The 17,005-nt window shown below is 71.9% G+C and carries 10 protein-coding genes; 7 read left to right on the top strand and 3 right to left on the bottom strand.

Annotation, left to right across the window (positions count from 1 at the left end):
- Positions 1–152 precede the first annotated feature (152 nt).
- Both ACYVLT_RS34290 and ACYVLT_RS34285 read left to right on the top strand, forming a co-directional pair.
- Positions 153–722, top strand: coding sequence for a PadR family transcriptional regulator (locus ACYVLT_RS34290; RefSeq protein ID WP_461124309.1), 570 nt, complete (start codon positions 153–155; stop codon positions 720–722).
- A complete protein-coding gene (locus tag ACYVLT_RS34285) occupies positions 719–1,138 on the top strand; it encodes a hypothetical protein (RefSeq protein ID WP_461124308.1) in 420 nt (139 codons plus the stop codon). Before ACYVLT_RS34290 ends, ACYVLT_RS34285 begins: the two co-directional genes overlap by 4 nt.
- Positions 1,139–1,193: 55 nt before the next feature.
- Here the strand turns inward: ACYVLT_RS34285 and ACYVLT_RS34280 are convergent, their stop codons facing one another.
- Positions 1,194–3,497 carry a LuxR C-terminal-related transcriptional regulator gene (locus tag ACYVLT_RS34280; protein ID WP_461124307.1) on the bottom strand — a complete coding sequence of 768 codons (2,304 nt, stop codon included), beginning with the start codon at positions 3,495–3,497 and terminating at the stop codon, positions 1,194–1,196.
- Positions 3,498–3,529: 32 nt separating this feature from the next.
- On the opposite strand from ACYVLT_RS34280, the gene ACYVLT_RS34275 reads away from it, so the two are divergent.
- Both ACYVLT_RS34275 and ACYVLT_RS34270 read left to right on the top strand, forming a co-directional pair.
- Complete coding sequence (locus ACYVLT_RS34275; protein WP_461124358.1) at positions 3,530–4,675, top strand: cytochrome P450 family protein; 1,146 nt, start codon at positions 3,530–3,532, stop codon at positions 4,673–4,675.
- A 104-nt stretch (positions 4,676–4,779) separates the two neighbouring features.
- On the top strand, positions 4,780–6,039 hold the full coding sequence (locus ACYVLT_RS34270; protein WP_461124306.1) for an ROK family transcriptional regulator: 1,260 nt from the start codon (positions 4,780–4,782) through the stop codon (positions 6,037–6,039).
- 59 nt (positions 6,040–6,098) lie between these two features.
- Here the strand turns inward: ACYVLT_RS34270 and ACYVLT_RS34265 are convergent, their stop codons facing one another.
- A complete protein-coding gene (locus tag ACYVLT_RS34265) occupies positions 6,099–7,748 on the bottom strand; it encodes an ABC transporter substrate-binding protein (RefSeq protein WP_461124305.1) in 1,650 nt (549 codons plus the stop codon).
- A gap of 258 nt (positions 7,749–8,006) precedes the next feature.
- Between ACYVLT_RS34265 and ACYVLT_RS34260 the strand changes: the two genes are divergently transcribed.
- Positions 8,007–10,451, top strand: a complete 2,445-nt coding sequence (locus ACYVLT_RS34260) for a glycoside hydrolase family 2 protein (RefSeq protein ID WP_461124304.1) — start codon at positions 8,007–8,009, stop codon at positions 10,449–10,451.
- A gap of 319 nt (positions 10,452–10,770) precedes the next feature.
- Positions 10,771–12,312, top strand: a complete 1,542-nt coding sequence (locus ACYVLT_RS34255; RefSeq protein WP_461124303.1) for a cellulase family glycosylhydrolase — start codon at positions 10,771–10,773, stop codon at positions 12,310–12,312.
- Between the two features lie 94 nt (positions 12,313–12,406).
- Here ACYVLT_RS34255 and ACYVLT_RS34250 read toward each other — a convergent pair whose 3' ends face one another.
- Positions 12,407–14,641: a rhamnogalacturonan lyase family protein gene (locus tag ACYVLT_RS34250; protein ID WP_461124302.1), complete on the bottom strand. Its 2,235-nt coding sequence runs from the start codon at positions 14,639–14,641 to the stop codon at positions 12,407–12,409.
- A 588-nt stretch (positions 14,642–15,229) separates the two neighbouring features.
- Here ACYVLT_RS34250 and ACYVLT_RS34245 point away from each other — a divergent pair.
- Positions 15,230–16,993 (top strand): hydroxysqualene dehydroxylase, encoded by a 1,764-nt coding sequence (locus tag ACYVLT_RS34245; RefSeq protein WP_461124301.1) that lies wholly within the window; start codon positions 15,230–15,232, stop codon positions 16,991–16,993.
- Positions 16,994–17,005: the final 12 nt, after the last annotated feature.

The following is a 17,005-nucleotide window of genomic DNA, read 5'->3' as shown; positions in this document are numbered from 1 at the left end:
ATGCTCACCGTCCGTGCGGAAGCGCCCCGATGGTCTTCACCGCCCGAGTGGTTATCGGCACGGCCCACCGTTCCGCAACGCCCGGCGCGCGGCGAGCGGCTTGCCCGAAGAGCGATGTCTCTGATAGATATATCTGGCAGAGAGGAGGCCGGATGGCGAGGGCGAGTCAGACCGAGGTCGCGGTGCTGGGCGGGTTGAGCGTCCAGCCGATGACCGGGTACGCGCTGCGCGAGGCGATCCGGGACGTGCTGGGGCACTTCTGGAGCGAGAGCTACGGCCAGATCTACCCCACCCTGGCCGACCTCGAACGGCAGGGGTTCGTGAGCCGGCAGGGCGCGGCCAGGGCCCGTGCGTCCACGTTCGCGATCACGCCGTCGGGGACCCGGCACCTGGAGGAGCTGTTGGCGCAGCCGGTCCAGGCCACGCCACCGCGCAACGGACTGCTGCTGCGGCTGTACTTCGGCCGCCACCTCGGTCCCGCCGCGTGCCGGGCGCTGGTCCAGGCGGCGTTGGCCGAAGCGCAGGACGCGCTCAAGCGGTACGCGCGGATCCGCGCGGAGATCGAGGGCCAGGACGGCCAGGACCGTGACTACTGGCTGCTGACCGTCTCCGCCGGAGAACATTCCGCCCGCGCCGCACAGGCGTGGGCCGACGAAGCGCTGTCCACTCTCGCCGACCTCGAAGACGACCCGGCGAGCACACGATCAGGGGAAACCTCATGACGATGACCATCACGCACCGACTGAGACGGGCCGCCGCCGCTGCCGGGGCGGGTTTCGTCGCGGTGTCGGTGTTCCAGGCCCTGCTGGCCGCCGGAGTCCCGTTGGGCCACGCGGCGTGGGGCGGAGCGGCGGCCGAGCTGCCCACCACCCTGCGGGTGGCCAGCGGGGTCGCCACCGTGTTCTGGCTGCTGGCCGCGGCGGTGGTGCTGCGACGGGGTGGCCACCCCGTGCGGTGGGTACCGGAGCGGGTCGCCAGGGTCGGCACGTGGGTGTTGGTCGGGCTGCTCACGGCCGGGCTGCTGATGAACCTGGCTTCGCCGAGCCCGTGGGAACGTTTCGGCTGGGCACCGGTGATCGCGGTACTGGCCGCGCTGTGCCTGGTCGTGGCACGCGGACACCGTCCGACCGCGCACTGACGTCCTCGCTCGCGCCAGGGAACGGACCAACCCCGTGAATTCCCGGCGCACGACGCTAGGTCAAGCCCAGCGCCGCGGGCAGCACGGCCCGGGTGGTGATGCCCAACTTCGTGTACGCGACGGACAGGTGGTTGTCGACCGTGCGCACGGACGTGGTCAGCACGTCGGCGATCTCGCGGTTGGTCAGTCCCCGCGCCGCCAGCACGGCGACCTCCCGTTGCCGCGGCGTCAGCTCCGGCGCGGTCACCGCGGCCAGGGCGGGCGTCGCGGCGCCCGGGCAGCGGGTGCGCAGGCCGACGGCCAGGGCGCGGTTGCCCGAGGCGGCGGCGGCCTCGGCGGCGTGCAGGTCGGCGCCGGCGGCGGCGAAGTCGGCGGCCACCCGTTCCAGGGCCGCCGCGTCCCGGGCGACCAGGGCGCGGGCGTGCTCGGCGTACAGCGGCACCAGCCGACCGTGGACGGACGACGCCACCTCGACCAGCCGGGGCAGTGCCTCACGGGCGTGGCCCAGCCGCACCGCGTCGTGCAGGAGGGCCGCCTCGACCGACTGCTCGCCACGCTCCCGCGCCGCGCGCGCCGCCTCGAACGGCGACGCGCCGGCCACCCAGACCCGCGCGTGGTCGAGGGCCGCGTGCCCGTGGCCACCCGGCCGCACGGCCTCCGCCCGCGCCAGCACGTCCCGCCCGTCCTCGCCGCGCATCGCGAGCACCACCGACAGCTCCACCAGTGCCAGGAACCGCCGGAAACCCGGCATCGCGGACGGCTCGGTCTCGTGCAGCAGCCGGTGCGCCAGGTCCAGCCGCCCGCGGTGCCGGGCGGTGATCGCGCGGTAGACGCCCCACTGCACGCGTGAGGCGTCCCACCGGTCCTTGCCCGCGTGCGCGGTGGTGGCGACGCGTTCGGCCTCCAGCAGGTCGCCGGTCGTCATCCGGACGAACCACTCCGCGTACCGCACGACTTCCAGCCCCACCACCGGCACCCGCACGTCCGACACCACGGGGAACTCCCCGACGGGTCGGCCGGTCACGGCGTCGATCATGGCCACGAGCACGGCCTCCTCCGGTGTACCGGTGCCCGGCAGCGCCCGCCGCGCCTCCTCCGGCCGTCCGGAGTCGAACAGCAGGTACGCGCGGGTCCCGGGCGGCAGGTCCACCATGGACGTGGCCTCGTCGACCCGCCCGAGCCCCCAGTGCAGGTTCAGCGCCCGGGTGGCGATCACCTCCGGTGGCGTGTCGGGTGACGTCACGGCGGCGTACACCTCCTCGGCCTCCTCGGGGCGGTCGTCGACGCCGAGCAGCTGGGCGAGCAGGTAGCCGGCGGGCGGTCCGCCGCCGGTCTCCCACGCGGCACGGGCCAGTCGTGCGGCCAGACCCACGTCGAACGCGTCGCACGCGCGGTGCGCCGCCGTGAGCAGGAGGTCGGGGTCGTCCGCCGTGCCGCTCTCCAGGCGCAGCACGGCGACGCGCAACGGGTCGTCCAGCAACGTGGCCAGCCGGCGCTTGTGGTTGTGCGCCCGCACGTCCGAGCAGCCCGCCCGCAGCACCTCGCCGTAGAGCGGGTGGGCCAGGCGCAGGCCATCCTCGGCCACCACCACGAGCCCGCGGTCGGACAGCGGTTCCAGGTCGTCCGGGTCGAACAGGTCCACGTCGAGCGGCTCGCCGAACGCCAGCAGTTCCAGCACCCGCCGCCGGGCGTCGGGCAGCGCGCCGAGCCGGTCCTCCACCAGCTCCGCCAGCCGCGGCGGCACGGACCACGTGCCGTCCAGCCGCCACAGGCCGTCGCGCAGCTCCGGCGTGGAGGCGAGCAGCAGCTCGCGCAGCAGCAGGAGGTTCCCTCCGGTCGCGGACCGGACGCGGGTGACGGCCCGGCTGTCCACCGGCCCGCCGAGCACGGCCACCAGCAGCGCCTCCACGCCGTCGCGGTCCATCGGCGCCAGCTCCAGCCGGTCGAGCAGCTGGTCCTTCCACAGCGCGGTCACCGGCGCGGGCGCGCGCTCACCGGACCGGATCGTCGCCAGCACCACCGCCTCGCGGTGCTGCACGAGCTGGTGCAGCACCACCGCGCTGGTCTCGTCGAGCAGGTGCGCGTCGTCCACGGCCACGACCGTCCCGCGCAGCGCTTCCCGCACCACTCGCAGCAGCCCGGGGCCGGCCGGCGGGTCGGCGGGCAGCAGCGGCGCCAGCGCGCCCAGCGGGATCGCCCGGGACGCCGACGTCGCGCGCACCACGCGTCCCGGCGTCGCCTCCTCCAGCAGCCTCGTCTTGCCCACCCCGGCCGGACCGGCCACGATCAGCCCGGCGCCGCGCAGCGCACGCCGGACCGCGGCCAGTTCCGCCGCCTGCCCCGTGAACGGCCACCTCATGCCACCCAGGCTAGGTGGTCGCCGTGTCGCGGATGGGTGGCTCGCTGCTCAGGACCGGCACGCCGGCCGCGGCCAGGCTTGGGCACATGCAGATCGACCAGGTGTTCTTCCAGGACCCGTTCCCCTTCTACGACGCGTGCCGCCGGATCGGGCCGACGCGGGTGCGGATGCCGGACGGGACGCGGCCGTGGCTGCTCACCCGGCACGCCGACGTCACCGCCGCCCTCACCCACCAACACCTGAGCAGCGCGGTCACGCCCAGCGGGATGATGAACCACACCGATGCCCCCGAGCACACGCGGCTGCGCGCGCTCGTCGTGCGGGCGTTCGGCGCGCGGCGGGTCGACGCCCTGCGGCCCGGGGTCGAGCGCATCGCCGAAGAGCTGCTGGACGCGTGGGCGGGCCGGGACGTGGTGGACCTGGTCGACACCTACGCGGTCCCGCTGCCGCTGCGGGTGATCGGCGAGCTGATGGGCCTGCCACCCGCCGACCACGCGGTGCTGCGCGAGCTGACCGAGGGCCTGATGGACCCGGAGCGCATGGTCGACGCCTACCTCCGCCTCACCGGGCACCTGACGGGGTTCGCCGACACCAAGGAGCCGGGCGACGACCTGACCACGGCCCTGCTCGCCGACCGGGACGCGGGCCTGCTCGCCGACGCCGAACTGGTCGCGATGCTGGCGCTGTTGATCACCGCCGGGCACGAGACGACCGTGCAGCTCATCGGCAACGGCGTGCTGGCACTGATGCGGAACCCGGACCGGTGGGCCGCGCTGGTCGCCGACCCGGGCCTGGTGCCCGCCGCCGTGGACGAACTGCTGCGCTTCGACGGCCCCATCAGCCCCGGCGTGCTGCGGGTGGCGACCGCGGACGTGGCGCTCGGTGGGGCCGTCATCTCGGCGGGCGACCTGGTGCTCGTCTCCGTCGCCGCGGCCAACCGCGACCCACGACGGTTCCCCGACCCCGATGCCTTGGTGTTCGGGCGCGGCGCGCACCTCGCGTTCGGCCACGGCGCCCACTACTGCCTCGGCGCGCGGCTGGCCCGGCTGGAGGGCGAAGTCGCCCTGACCGCCCTGCTGCGCCGCTACCCGCGGACCACGCTCGCCGGAGGCGGCGTGACGTGGCGGTACGCGATCAGCCGGGGGGTGACCGCGTTGCCGGTGCGGCCGGCCGGGTGATCACCCGGCCGGCCGCCACCCCGTGCCGGTCTCCACCCCTCCGCCGCCCGGCGGAACCGGTAAATAAAGTAACCTGGCAAAGGGGTGGGACGGAGGAGGTGTCCGTGGCGAGGAGCCCGATCTGGGCGAGCCGGCCGAAGACGCGCGGCATGGTCCTGGACGTGATCAGGGCCGCGCGCACGATCAGCCGGGTGGAACTCGCGGCGGCCACCGGTCTCACCGGCGCGACGATCTCCGAGGTGGTGCGCGAGCTCCTGGGCGAGGGCCTGGTCGTCGAGGCCGGCCGCGGTGCGCCGACCGGCGGCAAGCCGCGCACGCTGGTCCAGCTCAACCCGCCGGCCCGCTACGGCGTGGGTGTCCAGCTGGAGCGCAACGCGTGCGTCATCGTGGTCGTCGACCTGGCCGGCCGGCCCGTGGCCCGCACCTCGTTCCAAGGCGTGGCGTCGATGCCGCCGGAGCGGGCGCTGCCGCTGGTGGCGGCACAGGTGGACGCCCTGCTGACGACGGCGGCCGTGGACCGCGCGAAGGTGCTCGGGGTCGGCCTGGTCAGCTACGGTCCGCAGGACCGGCGCGCGGGCGTGCTGTTGACGCCGCAGCCCACCGACGAGTGGTGCGACTACCCGGTCGCCCCACGCCTCGCGGAGAGCCTCGGTCTGCCCGTGCTGCTCGACAACGACGCCGCGGCGGCCGCCATCGGCGAGTACTGGATGGGTGCGGTGGACCCGCACAGCACCTACGGCTGCATCTACATGGCCACCGGCATCGGCGGCGGGGTGGTGGTCGCCGGTGAGGTGTACCGGGGCAGCTCGTCCAACAGCGCGGAGATCGGCCACGTCTCGATCGACGTCCACGGCGACGAGTGCCCGTGCGGCAACGTCGGGTGCCTGGAGAACTACGCCGGCCCGTCCGCCCTGGTCCGCAAGGCGTTGGCGACACCGGGACTCGCCCGACGGCTGGCGCTCGACCCGGCCGGCGACGACTTCCTGACCGAGTTCGCGCGGATCGCGGCCGCCGCGAACGCGGGCGACCCCGAGGCGCGTGCACTCGTCGAGCGGTCGGCGCGCTACCTCGGTCACGCCGCGGTCACCCTGGCGACCCTGTTCGACCTGGACGTGATCGTCCTGGCCGGGCAGAGCTTCGCGGTGGCCGGTTCGATCTACCAGGCGGTGATCCAGCGGGAGGTGGACCGCCGGTTGTTCGCGCGGCGGGCGCACCCGGTGCGGGTGGTGCCGTCGGTCAACGGGTCGGACGCGGCGGCGATCGGCGGGGCGGTCCTCGTCCTGCAGAGCGAGCTCACGCTCGGCCACGGCCGCTCCGACGACGGGGCGCGGCCGGTGCCCGCGGGCGCGGCCCAGGCGCCCTGACCGCGCCGCCGTCAGCGCTCGTGGTGGGCGCGGGAGCAGGTGCTACCGAGCGGACCCGCTCACCCGCCGGTGGGCTTGAGCCGCAGGAGGATCTCCGCCTGGTCGGGGTGCGCCCAGACCGCGGGGAAGGCGTACAGGTCGTGATCCGTCGGCCAGCCGGTGAACTTGGCTTCGCGGTAGACGCTGATCGTGCCCTGGGTCAGGACCGGGATGTAGGGCATCGCCTGCTCGACGCGGGTCTGGATCGTCTCCAGGAGGGGCTGCCGCGCGGCGGTGTCGGTGGGGTTGAGGCGTTTGAGCGCGTCGAGGGCCTGGTCGACCTGCGGGTCGGAGAACCGGCTGACGTTCGGGCCCGGCTTGGCGCCGACCTGGGCGGTCTGCGCGGTGCTGTAGAAGTAGTTGTAGAGGTAGTACGGGTCCGGCGCGGGGCCTTGGTAGAGCGAGTCGATGATCATCTGGAAGGCGCCGCGATCCCGGGCGTCGACGAACTCGTTCCAGGACACCTGCTGCAAGGTGACCTTGATGCCCGCTCGCCGCAGTTGCTGCCCCATCGTGTCCGCGGCCGTGATGTAGTCGGTCCAACCGGCGACGGTGCTCAGCGTCAACGACACCGGTTCGCCGTTCCTGGCGTAGACGCCGTCGGGGTCCTTGGCGTAGCCGGCGCTCTCCATCAGCTGCTGCGCCTTGGCCGGGTCCGGTCGCATCGGGGCGGTGCGGTCCCGCAACCGGTCGGAGATGAGGGCGCTGTCCCGGCTGGGCAGCAGGAAGCTCGGTGAGATCTCGCCACCGGTGTTCTCGAACGCCAGCGCGTTGAGCTGGGTCCGGTCGATGGCGTGGTAGATCGCCTGGCGCACGGCCGGGTCGGTCTGCGGACCCTGGCAGCCCAGGGCGGCGCTGCTGCACGTGAACAGCGCGATCTGGTTCACCGGGGTGATGGCGGCCCGGTAGCCGGGGTAGTTCCGCTCGACGTCCTCGACGTCCGGCACGGGCCCGGTCTGCCAGTCGATCTGACCGGCCTTGAGCGCGGCGGCGCCGGCCTGGTTGCCCGACAGCGCGAGGTAGCGGACCTTCTTGACGGCGGGTTCACCGCCCCAGTAGTCCGGGTTCGCCTTGAGCGTGTACGCCTGCGGCTTGAACTCCTCCAGCAGGTACGGACCGGTGCCGACCGGGTCCTGGACCGCGGTCACGGCCGGATCGGCGATGTCCTTCCACTTGTGCGCGGGCACCACGTACGTCTTGCCGAGGACCGACGGGCCGTCCGCGAACGACGGCCGGTCGAACGTGATGACCACGTGCGCGTCGTCGACCGCCTCGGCCCGCCCGGCGTAACCGGTGCTGTTCATGCCCTTGTTCCTGCTGATCATGTCGAGCGTGAACACGACGTCGGCGGCGGTGAACTTCTCGCCGTCGGACCAGCGCACGCCGTCCCGGAGGGTGATGGACAGCCGCGTGCCGTCCGCGTTCCAGGTGAACTCGGTGCCCAGCCTCGGAGTCGGTTCGGAGTCGCGGACCACGTTGTAGAAGAACAGGGTCTGGAAGATCGTCCCCGTCCCGCCGATGTTGGTCGGTGCGTACGGGTTGAAGTTGATCTGGTAGTCGCCGGACTGGCCGGTGTACGCCACCAGGGTGGACCTGTCGGGCCCGGCCGACGTGCCCGACGGCCCGCAGCCCGCCACCACCGCGGCGAGCAGGACGGTTGCGGCGCGCACACCAGCGCCGGCACTCCTCGACACCCTCACGACGTCCTCCCGAGGTGTAGCGCGCGGGCATGCCGCGACGGCCGCCTGCGCCGCCATTATTAGATTGCCTAAATAAGCCGTCAATAGAGCGGATGGCCGCAGTGGACCCCCGGCGGGCACGGCACCCTTCGGTACCCGTAGGGCCTGCCTGTTGACTTAGTTCGGCTGCCTGAGTAACGATCAGCGTGGTCTCGGCCCCCACGTCGACCACCGAGGAAGAGGGCTGCCATGACGCGCTCGAACCTGCCCGACGGCTGGCGCCTGCGAGCCGTGGGAGGCCCGGTGCCGGAGGGCCTCGCCGACCTGGACGTGCCCGCCCGGGTGCCCGGCAGCACCCACCTCGACCTGCTGGCCGCGAACGTCATCCCGGACCCGTACCTGGACGGCAACGAGGCGGCGCTGAGCTGGATGCACCGCGTCGACTGGCAGTACTCGACCACGTTCCCGGCGCAGGCGCCGCAGGTCGGCGAGCGGGTGGACCTGGTCTTCGACGGCATCGACACCGTCGCCACGGTCGAGTTGAACGGCGAGGTGCTCGGCCGGACCGCCAACATGCACCGCGGCTACCGCTTCGACGTCGGGCACTCGCTGCGCGACGGCGGCAACGACCTGACCGTGACGCTGAGGTCCGCGCTCACCCACGCGGAGGAGGCGGAGGCCGAGCTCGGGTGGCGTCGGCGGGCGTACCCGCACCCGTACAACGCGATCCGGAAGATGGCGTGCTCCTTCGGCTGGGACTGGGGACCCGACCTGCAGACCGCCGGTCTGTGGAAACCGGTGCGGCTGGAACGCTGGGACACCGCCCGTCTGACCGGTGTGCGCCCCCTCGTCACCGTCGACGCCGACGGCACCGGCCGCGTCGACGTGCACCTCGAACTCGACCGCGCCGCCGATCACGACTACACCGCGCTGGTCACGGTCGGCGACCACGCGCAACGAGTGGCGGTCACCGACGACATCGCGCACGTCACCGTGCTCGTGCCGGACGTCCGGCTGTGGTGGCCGGTGGGCTACGGCGATCAACCGCGCTACGACCTGACCGTCGAGCTGCTGGCCGACGGCAGGCAGGTGGACGCCGTCCGGCGCCGGATCGGGTTCCGCACCGTCACCGTGGACACCGAACCGGATGAGCACGGCACCCCGTTCGTCTTCGTCGTCAACGGCAAGCGAGTGTTCGCCAAGGGCGCCAACTGGATCCCGGACGACCACTTCCTCACCCGGGTCACCCGCGAGCGGCTCGCCCGTCGGATCGACCAGGCCGTCGGCGCGAACATGAACATGCTGCGGGTCTGGGGCGGCGGCATCTACGAAACCGACGACTTCTACGACGCCTGTGACGAACGCGGCGTGATGGTGTGGCAGGACTTCCCGTTCTCCTGCGCCTTTTATGCCGAGGAGGAACCACTGCTCGGGGAGGTCGAGGCCGAGGCACGGGAGAACGTCACCCGCCTGGTCGCGCACCCGTCCCTCGTGCTGTGGAACGGCAACAACGAGAACCTCCCCGCCTTCACGGACTGGGGCTGGGAAGACAGCTTGGAGGGACGGAGCTGGGGCGGCGGCTACTACGCCGACGTGCTGCCCAAGATCGTCGAAGAGCTCGACCCCACCCGCCCCTACGCACCGGGCAGCCCGCACAGCCCCGGCGACCTGCCGCCCAACGACGCCCACCACGGCACCCGGCACGACTGGGACGTCTGGAACGCCCTGGACTACACGCACTACCGCGACCACGTCCCGCGGTTCTGCGCCGAGTTCGGCTTCCAGGGGCCGCCCACCTGGGCCACCCTCACCCGGTGGGTCCACGACGAGCCGTTGACACCCACCTCGCCCGCGTTCCTGCTCCACCAGAAAGCCGAGGACGGCAACGGGAAACTGGACCGCGGCCTGGCACCCCACCTGCCGGCGCCGACCGACTTCGAGCAGTGGCACTGGGCGACCCAGCTCAACCAGGCCCGAGCGGTGGCCTTCGGCATCGAGCACTACCGCTCCTGGTGGCCGCGGACGGCGGGCGCCCTGGTCTGGCAGCTCAACGACTGCTGGCCGGTCACCTCATGGGCCGCCATCGACAGCGACGAGCGACCCAAACCCCTCTACTACGCCCTCAAGCACGCTTTCGCGCCACGGCTGCTGACCGTGCAGCCCCGCGAGGGGAGGCCGACCCTGATCGCGATCAACGACCACGACGAGCCCTGGGCGGGTGCGGTGCACGTGACCCGGCAGGACTTCGACGGCCGGGAGTTGGCCGCCGCCGAGCTGCCGCTCAGCGTGCCGCCCCGGGCCACCGCGGTGCTGGACCTGGCCGATGATCTCCTCGAACCGGCCGACCCGAGGAGCGAGGTGCTGATCGCGACGGCCGGCGGCGTCCGCGCCCACCACCTGTTCGGCGAGGACCTCGACCTGCGCTACCACCCGGCGCCGTTCACCGCCGCCGTCACACCCGTGGCCGGCGGGTACCGCGTCGACGTGCGGGCCACCTCGTACGTCCGCGACCTCAGCCTGCTCGCCGACAAGGTGGCCGCCGACGCGGTCGTCGACGACATGCTCGTCTCGCTGACCGCCGGCGAAGCACACCACTTCGTCGTGCACACGTCCGAGACGGTGCGGGAACCGGCCGACCTGCTGGATCCGCGCGTGCTTCGTTGCGCCAACACATCGGCATCGGGCGCGTCGTGAACCACCCGCGAGCGAGATAAACGCAGAAGTTCACATCCGTGCGCCCGGAGCGCGGAGCCGATCGCGCTGTCGATTCGATCGGCCACGGCTCCGGAATTTGGCGACCGGATTTCGCGGAATGAATCCCGCCGACGTTTCCGCGCCAAGGGCTTCACGTTTTGCGACATCTTCGCTACGGTCGTCCTGGGAACGCTCCCAGGCTCGTGGGTACATCCATCACCGGAGCGGCCCGTCCCCAATTCAGTGGCCCTGCCTACCGGTTGAGCGCTTCGGCGAGACACGGCACCGGGCTGAACGTCACCTGCACAAAGGAGTGCTGATGTTGGGAAGAGTCGGAAAACGCAGTACCGCGCTCGCCGCGCTGGGCGCCGCGGTGTCCATCGCGGGCGCGATCCTGACGGCGGCGGCAGGTGGGCCGTGGGCGAGCGACGCGAGCGCGGCGCCGGCGTTCGCGTGCCGGGTGGACTACACGACCAAGGACTGGGGCAGCGGGTTCAGCGCCGACGTGACCGTGTCCAACCTCGGTTCGTCGGCCGTCAACGGCTGGGCGCTGACCTACACCTACGCCGGCAGCCAGACCCTGCAACACGGCTGGAGCGGCAACTGGTCCCAGTCGGGCAAGCAGGTCACCGTGACCAACATGAGCTGGAACGCCACCATCCCGGCGGGCCGCGGCGTCACCGCGGGGGCGATCTTCGCCTACAGCGGCAGCAACGCCAAGCCGACGGACTTCGCGGTCAACGGCGCCAAGTGCACCGGCGTCGACCCGACGACCACCACCACGACCACTACGACCACCACCACCACCACGACCACTCCGCCGGGCGACGGCCCCGCACCGACGCTGCGCGTCGCGGGCAACAAGCTCGTCACCGCGGCCGGCGAGCCCTACCGGCTGCTGGGGGTGAACCGCTCCAGCGGCGAGTTCGCCTGCGTGCAGGGCAAGGGCATGTGGGACGGCGGTCCGGTCGACCAGGCGTCGGTGGACGCGATGAAGACCTGGAACATCCACGCGGTGCGGGTCCCGTTGAACGAGGAGTGCTGGCTGGACGTCAACGGCTCGCCCGGCGGCGCCACCTACCAGCAGAACGTCAAGGCCTACGTGGACCTGCTGGTGGCCAACGGCATCAACGTGATCCTCGACCTGCACTGGAACTGGGGCGCCTACACGAACAGCCCGGACTGGCACTGCAAGGACGAGCACGCGACCTGCCAGAAGCCGATGCCGGACGCGCGGTACTCCCCGCAGTTCTGGACCGGCGTCGCGAACACGTTCAAGGGCAACGACGCCGTCGTCTTCGACCTGTTCAACGAGCCGTACCCGGAGATGCCCGCCGACTGGAACAAGACCCTGGGCTGGCAGTGCTGGCGGGACGGGGGCACCTGCACCGGTCTGCCGTACGAGACCGCCGGCATGCAGGACCTGGTCGACGCGGTGCGCGCCACCGGCGCCACCAACGTGCTCATGCTGGGCGGCCTGGAGTGGGCCAACGACACCCGCGAGTGGTTGGCTCACAAGCCGACCGACCCGCTGAACAACATCGCCGCGTCGTGGCACGCCTACAGCTTCAACGCCTGCGCCGCCGAGTCCTGCTGGGACAGCCAGATCGCCCCGCTCGCGCAGCAGGTCCCGGTCGTGCTCGGTGAGTTCGGCCAGGACGACTGCGGCTTCGACTACATGCAGCGCCTGGTGACCTGGGCCGACGCGCACGACATGGGTTACCTCGCGTGGACCTGGAACCCGTGGGGCTGCACCACGGGCGCCGTGCTCATCAAGGACTGGAACGGCACGCCCGAGCCCGGCGTTGGCGAGGGCCTCAAGGCGCACCTGCTCAGCCAGGACCCGTACGTCACGCCGTAGTCGAACGCGCCGCGGGCGTCGACATCCGGCACCCGATCAGGCGACGGAGGGGCGGGTCGGTTCGATGTGGACCGGCCCGCCCCTCCGATCGGGCTCAGCGGACGTGGATGTTCGGCTGGGGCGGGGTGCTCATGCCGCCGCCGAGGAAGAAGCTCGGGTGCGGCGGCTGGTTGTAGGCGGTGTTCTGCCACGCGATGGCCACGCGGTACTGGGCGTCGTGCATGAGGGTGTGGATCCGCCGGTCGGTCTGCGTCGTGGTGGCGTAGACGCGTAGCGCGGCGTTGTCGTCGCGCGGCAGGATGACTTCCTCCCGCCAGTCGCCGAACAGGTCCCCGGAGAGCGACGGGGTGGCCTTGGTGCCGTTGATGGAGTGCGCCCCGGTACCGGTGAGCAGCCGGGTGTCACCGCCGGTGCCGTACTTGTCGACGTGGTTGCCGTCCAGCAGTTCCCGCACCGGGTCGGCGTCCCACCAGGCGAGGAAGTTCGCGCTGGCCGGCGCACGCCCGACGGTGCCGCCGGAGCCGTTGAACAGGTCGGTCAGGCCGGTGCCCTTGCCCCAGAACTCGGCGCCCGGGTTCCCGGCGTGCACGTCGCCGGCCACGCCGCGAGCGGGGCCTTCGCAGCTGCACGTGTTGTTCTTCTGCATGATCGTGGCGCCGCTGTTGGCGTCCCGCAGGGTGGCGGCGGCGCCGGAGCTCTGCTCGTGGATCTGCCAGATCTCCTTGCCGGGACGGCTGGGGATGAAGTCGCCCACGTGCAGGGCGTCACCGTGGGCGTAGAAGTTCGTGGTGTACCGCCCGGCGCCGTTGGAGTTGATGGTCATGCCGCCGTAGATGATCTCGTCGGTGCCGTTGCCGTCGACGTCCGCGATGGACAGCGAGTGGGTGCCCCGGCCGGTCCACTGGTTGCCGGCGGAGCCGGAGTCGAACTTCCAGCGCCGGGTGAGCTGCCCGTTGCGGAAGTCCCACGCCGCGATGGTGCTCTTCGCGTAGTAGCCGCGGCCCATGATGATGCTGGGGCGCTGCCCGTCCAGGTACGCGGTGCCGGCCAGGAACCGGTCGCCCCGGTTGCCGTTGCAGTCGCCCCAGTCGCAGATGTTGCCGCGAGCGGGGTCGAACGGCACCGTGGACACGGCGGCGCCGGTGAGCCCGTTGAACACGGTCAGGTACTCGGGTCCGGTGATGATGTAACCGGAGGAGTTGCGGTGGTCGGCGTTGGCGTTGCCGATCACCTGACCCGTGCCGGACACCGTGCCGTCACCGGTCTTGACCGCCAGCTCGGCCCGGCCGTCGCCGTCGTAGTCGTACACCTGGAACTGGGTGTAGTGGGCGCCGGCGCGGATGTTGCGGCCCAGGTTGACGCGCCACAGCCGCTGTCCGTTGAGCTTGTAGGCGTCGATGTAGACGTTGCTGGTGTGACCGGACTGGGAGTTGTCCTTCTGGTCGTTGGGGTCCCACTTGAGGAAGATCTCGTACTGGCCGTCGCCGTCCGCGTCACCGACGCTCGCGTCACCCGCCGTGTAGGTGCTGCCGGGCCGGGAGATCGGCACGTCCAGGTAGTTGCCGCCGGTGAAGCGCAGTGACGGTCCGGACGGCTCCTTCTCCACCCCGCCCTCGACCGCGCGGACCGTGTACGAGGCGTCCGCCGGCGCCCCGGGGTCCGTGAAGTTCGTGGAGTTGGTGATGGGGGAGCCGGTCAGCTTCGTCGCGCCCCGGTAGACGTTGAACCCGGTCGAGGCCGGCTCGGTCCCGAGCAGCCGCCACGAGACCAGGTTGCCGGACCCGGAGCGCACGCTGACCAGGCCGCGGTCGAGGTCCTCCAGCTGTTTGCCGGTGGGCGGGGTGCCGGCGGCGTCGAGGTCGAGGTGGTCGACGTTCGCCAGGCCGTCCGCGGTGGTCGGGCTCAACCGGATCGTGTTCGTGCCGGAGGTCACCGGGACGGTGAGCGTCTTCGTGGCCCACGTGCTCCAGGCGCCGGTCGGGTCGAACGCGGTGCCCGGGTGGGTGACCGCGCCGTTGACCAGCACGTCCGCGGGGCGGTTGGCGGTGGCGCCGTTGGCGTAGCGGACGGCGATGGTCGCGGAGCCCGCCGCGGCCGCCGTGACGGTGAACTGCGCCGACGCCCCGACCGCGTTGTCCGCGTTGCAGAACCCGCTGCCGGAGTAGCCGGCGTGGTTGGACTCGATGGCACCGGCGCAGGTGGCCGGTGCGCTTTCCGCCTCGTAACGGGTCGGAGCCGCCGAAGCGGCGGGGACGAGGACGCCGCTGCCGGCGACGGCCAGGATGACGCCTGTTGCGAGCAGCGCGGTGCGCCGCCTGTTCACGAGCATGACGGACCTCCTGCGCGTACCAGCCGGTTCGGTGGTGCTTGCGTCGTGAGTCCGTCAGGGCGACAACCCGCACCCTGAACAAAGTTGGTGAGCACCGTTGCTCCTCCGTCGCAGATTCTGGGAACGCTCCCAGCGCTGACCGGGCGCATCCCGCAGCAGGGCTGCGGGACGGCACCACGGTATGAAACGATTCAATTTTGCGTGGTAGTGCTGGAAAGCGCTATCCAAGCAGTGGGCACCTCGGCCGTGAGATCACTCGTCGGCTTTGGTCGTCGTTCGAAAGCCGTTGGCGCCCATGACGTTCGAGCGCCAACGCTGCTCGGGTAGACCGTACGAACGTCGCCGCCCCGGTGTCAACAGCCTCGGCGAAAAGTTTCGGACCGGGTGCCGGGCCCCGGTGATCGACTCACACAGGGTGCCGCGCCGAACCTGATCGGGTGATTTCCGGCGCTGTGCTCGCAGTCGACGTTCGGTATTACCGTTGTCGCGCAACGGTTTCGTCATCAAGTGGAATGTCGACGATCATGGCTCGACGACCGGGCGGTGCGCTAGAGTGCCGCCCGGTCGGGCCGGTTCGAGGGTGGGGCGGTGTCCGTGGACGGAATCGAGCTCAGTCGGCGCACTTTCCTGACCGGCGCGGGTGCCGGTGTGGCCGGGTTGGCCCTGCCGGGAGTGGCGGCGGGCAGTCGCGCCGGCGCCACGGTGGCGGTCCTCGGCGGCGGGGTCGCGGGGATGACGGCGGCGCACGAGCTGGCCGAGCGCGGGTTCGCGGTCACCCTCTACGAACGGCGCGCCCTCGGCGGCAAGTGCCGCAGCATGCCCGTGCCGGGCACCGGCCGCGGTGGTCGGCGCGACCTGCCGGGCGAGCACGGCTTCCGGATCTTCTTCGGCTTCTACCACGACCTGCCCGACACGCTGCGCAGGATCCCGTTCCCGGGCAACGCCAACGGCGTGCACGACAACCTGACCGCGGCGACCGGGTTCCTGGCGTCCTTCGCCGGTGGACGGGAGGACCTGAGCGTCCCGCTGGGGTTCGACGGCCTGCCGGACCAGCTCTCGCCGGACCTGCTGCTGCGGCAGGTGCGAGCCGTGGTCGAGACCCGGTTCCACCTGCCACCGCACGAGGCCGCGGTCTTCGCCCAGCGCGTGCTGGTCTACCTCACCAGCTGCGAGGAACGCCGCCTGAACCAGTGGGAGCACACGACCTGGCCGGACTTCCTGCGCGCGCGGGGCAAGTCGGAGGACTACCGGCGGCTCTTCGTCTACGGCCCCACCCGCGTGCTGTCGTCGACCAGGACCGACAACGCCAGCACGCACACCGCCGGCCTGGTGTTCGAGCGCATCCTGTTCAACCTCCTCGGCCGCGGCGCGGAGGGCCCGGTGGACCGGGTGCTGGACCGGCCGACGAACGAGGCGTGGATCGACCCGTGGGAGCAGCACCTGCGCGGCCTCGGGGTGGAGTTCCGCGTCGGGTGGGCGGTCGAGGACCTCGCGGTGGCCGGCGGCCGGATCTCGGCGGCGCGCGTCCGCGACCCCGAGGGGCGCCAGGAGCAGGTCGATGCCGACTTCTACGTCTGCGCGCTGCCCGTGGAGCACGCCAGACGGGTGTGGAACGCGGACCTGCTGGCCGCCGACCCGCGGTTGCGCGACGCGGCCACGTTGGAGACGCAGTGGATGACCGGGCTGATGCTCTACTTCGACCGGCCGACCCCGCTCGTGCACGGTCACGTCTACTACGTCCACGCGCCGTGGTCGCTGAGCTCGATCAGCCAGGCCGCGTTCTGGCCGGAGCGCGACTTCCGGGCCGATTACGGCGACGGCACCATCGCCGACTGCGTGTCCGTGGTGATCTCCGACTGGGACACGCCCGGCGTCCTGTTCGGCCGCCCCGCGAAGCAGCTGACCGAGCGGCAGATCGTCCAGGAGGTGCTGGCGCAGCTCAAGCAGCACCTCAACGACACCGGTGGCCAGGTGCTCGACGAATCGTCGCTGGTGACCTGGTTCCTGGATCCCGGCGTGACCGGGTTGGGCGGTCCGAACCCGACCAACGCCGACGAGCTGGTCGTGCAACCGGTCGGTTCGTGGCGTCGACGCCCGACCGCGCGCACCGCCGTGCCCAACCTGTTCCTCGCCGGTGACTACGTGCGGACGCCGATCAACGCGGCCGGCATGGAGGCGGCGAACAGCGCCGCGCGCCTGGCGGTGAACGCGCTGCTGGACGAGGCCGGGTCCACCGCCCCTCGCGCGGTGGTCCACGAGCTGTACCGCGCGCCGGAGTTCGAGCTGCTCAAGGTCAAGGACCAGGTGGCCTACCGACTCGGACTGCCCAACGCCTTCGACGTCCTGCCCTGACCGGGACCGCCT

It is taken from the genome of Saccharothrix stipae (assembly GCF_054781895.1).
The sequence above is the reverse complement of the archived record's forward strand: the minus strand, read 5'-3'. Positions and strand labels throughout refer to the sequence as shown.

Excerpts from the sequence above, each read along its gene's own strand:
- ACYVLT_RS34290 (WP_461124309.1), top strand. The coding sequence starts at position 153 with ATGGCGAGGGCGAGTCAGACCGAGGTCGCGGTGCTGGGCGGGTTGAGC.
- ACYVLT_RS34275 (WP_461124358.1), top strand. The coding sequence starts at position 3,530 with ATGGGTGGCTCGCTGCTCAGGACCGGCACGCCGGCCGCGGCCAGGCTT.
- ACYVLT_RS34285 (WP_461124308.1), top strand. The coding sequence starts at position 719 with ATGACGATGACCATCACGCACCGACTGAGACGGGCCGCCGCCGCTGCC.
- ACYVLT_RS34280 (WP_461124307.1), bottom strand. The coding sequence starts at position 3,497 with ATGAGGTGGCCGTTCACGGGGCAGGCGGCGGAACTGGCCGCGGTCCGG.
- ACYVLT_RS34255 (WP_461124303.1), top strand. The coding sequence starts at position 10,771 with ATGTTGGGAAGAGTCGGAAAACGCAGTACCGCGCTCGCCGCGCTGGGC.
- ACYVLT_RS34260 (WP_461124304.1), top strand. The coding sequence starts at position 8,007 with ATGACGCGCTCGAACCTGCCCGACGGCTGGCGCCTGCGAGCCGTGGGA.
- ACYVLT_RS34250 (WP_461124302.1), bottom strand. The coding sequence starts at position 14,641 with ATGCTCGTGAACAGGCGGCGCACCGCGCTGCTCGCAACAGGCGTCATC.